5 protein-coding genes are annotated in these 3,703 nt (G+C 65.2%); 2 read left to right on the top strand and 3 right to left on the bottom strand.

The window, feature by feature from the left end; all coding sequences use genetic code 11:
• The first annotated feature begins 188 nt into the window (after positions 1-188).
• A complete protein-coding gene (locus tag QMK34_RS47045) occupies positions 189-896 on the top strand; it encodes a YDG/SRA domain-containing protein (protein WP_326421536.1) in 708 nt (235 codons plus the stop codon).
• Here QMK34_RS47045 and QMK34_RS47040 read toward each other — a convergent pair.
• The 3 genes from QMK34_RS47040 to QMK34_RS47030 are packed head-to-tail and all read right to left on the bottom strand — an operon-like array spanning position 853 to position 3,216.
• Positions 853-2,091 (bottom strand): TIGR02679 family protein, encoded by a 1,239-nt coding sequence (locus QMK34_RS47040; protein WP_326421538.1) that lies wholly within the window; start codon positions 2,089-2,091, stop codon positions 853-855. The genes QMK34_RS47045 and QMK34_RS47040 overlap by 44 nt on opposite strands.
• 46 nt (positions 2,092-2,137) lie before the next feature.
• Entirely contained in the window at positions 2,138-2,356 is a 219-nt protein-coding gene (locus QMK34_RS47035; protein ID WP_326421537.1) for a DUF397 domain-containing protein, read from the bottom strand.
• A gap of 29 nt (positions 2,357-2,385) precedes the next feature.
• A complete protein-coding gene (locus QMK34_RS47030) occupies positions 2,386-3,216 on the bottom strand; it encodes a helix-turn-helix domain-containing protein (RefSeq protein ID WP_326421535.1) in 831 nt (276 codons plus the stop codon).
• Between the two features lie 32 nt (positions 3,217-3,248).
• Here QMK34_RS47030 and QMK34_RS47025 point away from each other — a divergent pair, with 32 nt between their 5' ends.
• On the top strand, positions 3,249-3,572 hold the full coding sequence (locus QMK34_RS47025; protein ID WP_326421534.1) for a hypothetical protein: 324 nt from the start codon (positions 3,249-3,251) through the stop codon (positions 3,570-3,572).
• Positions 3,573-3,703 lie beyond the last annotated feature (131 nt).

Here is a 3,703-nt window from a genome sequence, read left to right as displayed (position 1 = left end):
CCCGAGTCGCACCGCCCGCGACGCCAGCCCGCCCAGCAGAAGGAATGGTCACACGCAAACACTCGCACAACCAGCAGCCGATATCACGAACCGACACGCAAAGATCTAGCTCTGTAGTACTAGCTCTTGCGGCAGCGCATCGCAAACTGTTGGTGGTCCACCATAGAGTGAACGTATGGTGATTCGCGGTGAGGTTCCTGGCATCCCTGAAGGGTCGGGAACGTGGGCGTCAGGTTCGTAACCAGACGTTTGATCCCCGTGAAGGACGCGGCAATGCGGCGCTGCGAGCCAACATGATCGAGGGATTGTCAGTACGTGTAATCCGGAGCATTGATCGCAAACTGTCTCAAGACTCAGAAGCCAAGTACCGCTATGATGGACTATTTCGTGTTGAGGAGGCTCTGCGGGAAAAGGGGCTGAACGGCCACCTAGTCTGTCGCTTCAAACTGGTCAAGTTGGCGACGGAAGAGGTTCTTTCGATCGACGCGCCGAAGGACGAGGATTTCGTGGAGCCGCCCTTGCCTGAGGGCAACCTGCAGCCAGTGCAAACCGAGGTCATGCTGCAGCGAGTGATTCGCTCGACGGCTATCGCGAACAGTGTCAAGCAGCTACATGACCACAGGTGCCAAATCTGCGGACTTCGACTGGCGGCTGGTGAGCGCGGCTACTCGGAGGTTGCGCACATTCAAGCGTTGAGCCGAGGAGGCCCGGATATCATGGCCAATGTCCTCTGTCTCTGTGCTAACTGCCATGTCCTTTTCGACCTCGGCGCGCTGTTGGTAGAAGACGACTTCTCGATCACCCGGAACGGCGAATCTGCCGACAAACTGCTCACGCACCCAAGACATATCGTCAACCCGAAGTACCTCCGGAAGCATCGCGAGGCCTACTCTTGATTGCTTGTCGTTGAGCTCTGCTGTTGTGGTCGTTCCGCAGGTCCGCGATGAGGTCGTCCAGGACCAGTTCCTCTTCCACCTTGGTGCCGGTCTCGGTCATGGCCGGGCCCAGGTCTGGGTCCCAGTCGGCGGTGGCGGGGGTACCGGTGAGGGGGTGGCCGGGGTGGGCGGCCGCGGCGGTGCGGTAGGCGGCTGCGTCGAAATGCCAGTGGCGTACGGGTAGGCGGCTGAACAGGAGGTTTGCGATGCGGAGGCCGCCCCAGTCGAAGTCGCCGTGGTAGCGGAGGTCGGCTCCGGCCGCGAGCAGGCTGCGCAGGAGGAGCATGACGGCCGCGCCGGGTTGGCCGTTTGTGCAGATCAAGGGGGTGGAGGTGGGGCCGAGGCGGTCGGCGGCGGTGGAGATGACGATGGGATTTTCGCAGATTGAGATCAGTTGACCGGTCAGGCGGGGTGGGTCGCGGACGAGTTGGCGCAGGGTGAGGACTACTGGCTGGCCGGCGGGGTGCCAGGCGGCGAGGGCTTGGCCGGTGGTGGTGTGGGGGTCGCCGGGGAGGCCGAGGGTCAGGACTGTGGTGGAGACTTCGTCGCGCAGGACGCCGACGGCGGCCCAGGCTTCGCGGCTGGGGCTTTCTGGCAGGTCCGCGATTGCCCTGGCGGCGCTGAGGGCGAGAGTGGCCAGTGGCTCGCCGTCGTCCAGGGCGTGTGCTCGGCGGGCTGTTCTGGCTGCGAAACGGCCGAGGTGCTCGCCGTCGGCTGGGAGGCTTTCCAGCACTGACGCAAGGTCCGCCAGCAGCGGTTCGGCGTCGGCGGGGGTGGCTGCGAGGCGGCGGACCAGGCCGTTGGCGTGCAGACGTTCGTACCAGTCTGTCAGGTTCGGCCGGGTGTTGACGACGGCTGCTACGGGGGCGAACGCTCGTTGCCAGGCCGCGTCCAGTGATGCGGTATGAGCGGCTCGGTTGACGATGGGGCCGGTCAGGGTGATGACCGCGGCGGTCAGGCCGTCGGGGGAGGCACCGGAGCGGCGTAGGACGTCGTCGACCGCTGTGAGCGACACGGTCAAGGTGGTGCCAGGGCGCGGGCGGCGGCCGAGGAGGCTGTGCGCGGCGGCGCGTTGGGCGGGCGTGGCGTTGGTGAGCGTTACCGACGTTTGCAGGGTTTCGCCGCGCTCCAGGCGTCTCCGGACTCGCTCGACCAGCCAGGTCAGGTCGGCGTTGCCCAGTAAGCGGGTCAGCCGGCCGGGGTCAGGCGAGATCGTCGAACTCTCCGGCTTTGATGCCCTGGAGCCAGGCGCTCATCTCGGCGCGGGTGAAGTAGGTGACTCCGGCGTCGGGGTGGTTGCTGTTGCGGATGGCGATTCGGCCGTCGGGCAGCGCCGCAGCTTCGACACAGTTGTCCCCGGTGGAACCACCGTCGTTCGAGTAACTGCTCTTGCGCCACATGACGGTGGCCAGGGGGTTCACTTGGGGCACGGTGACCTCCTCCGCTCAGCTCACTGGTACTGCCGTATCGCCTCGGTGATCACTTCGGCGGATTCTTTACGGGACAAGGCCCGTTCGGTGAGCATACCGAAGCGGAGAGTCCATGAGCGCACACGCTCTCGATCCTCGAAGTAGAAGGTTCCGGCCGAGCCCTCGGTGTAACCGATGTCCGGGATCGGCTCAGGCAGCGTGAGGACGGCGAATGGTCCGAGTAACCCAGGACTGCCACCGGCTTCCTTGGGCAGGATCTGGATGGTCAAGTTGGGGTTCTCGGTCACCTGGAGCAGCCTGCGTAACTGATGGTGCATGACGATCTCGTCCAGGATGAAATGAAGGCTCGGTGCGCTGTCCTTGGTGAGGATCTGCTGTCGGGCGATTCTTGCGGCCACGCCGCGTTCCAACTGACCCAGGTCGAATGCGCCGGGGCCGATGGACATCATCAGTGCGCGGACGTAGTCGGAGGTCTGCAATAGGCCGTGGATGAGTTGGTTCTGGAAGTCGCGCATGGCGATGAGTCCGCTCTCCAGGCTCAGGAGCGGTTGGACTGCCACGGGCAGCGAGCCCTGGAACTGGTGCCACCAGTCTCGCTTGCGGCTGTCGATGGCGAGTTGGGTCAGGGCTTCATGGCTGTCCGCGTCGTCGATGCCGTAGGCGGCGAGGAGTTGCTCGACCTCGCGTGGCTTGAGGTTGTGCTCGCGGTTCTCGACCCGGGACATCGTCGAGCGCGACCAGTTTCCCTCTCCACGCTGGAGCCGTTCGACGGCTTCGTCCTGGGTGAGGTTCGCTTGCTCTCGAAGGACTTTCACCGAGGCGGCCAACTGCCAGCGGCGGACGATCGACACGTTACCGCAAACACGGTCAGTAGGAGGCGCCGATGTTAAGTCATCCCCATCCGCATCCGGGCGAGCCACTCTGCGATGAGGACGAGTTCGCGGAGCTCTTGAAAGAGCTGGTGGCGACTTACGCTCCGCGCCTGTTCGCCATCGTGCAGGAACGCGGCGAACGGGTGGACGGCCGGATCGCCGCTTGGGGCCTGGCCTTCGAGGACGAGGTCGAGGTCCTCAGCGTCGACAACGGTTCGCGGCCGACGCTGCGGTCACCAGAGCGGGCGCTGCGCGGGTTCAGCAGGCGGCCGCTGGTGTCCGCCCGCGTGGTCTGGGTTGACCCGGACGCAGCCGACCCGCCCGAAGAGGCCTGATCAGACCCCGTCCCACAGGCTTTCCTGAGCCGTGGGCGCCGAGACTGGTTCGGCGACGGGCACGGGTTCGCGGTGGTCGACCTTGGTGCGCTTGCGGCCGTCCCATTCCCAGTTCGTGACCAGCACGGCGG

The organism is Amycolatopsis sp. H20-H5, assembly GCF_035828755.1.
Taxonomy (GTDB): Bacteria; Actinomycetota; Actinomycetes; order Mycobacteriales; family Pseudonocardiaceae; genus Amycolatopsis.
Note: the sequence above shows the minus strand (reverse complement) of the source record. Positions and strands in the feature narration are given on the sequence as shown.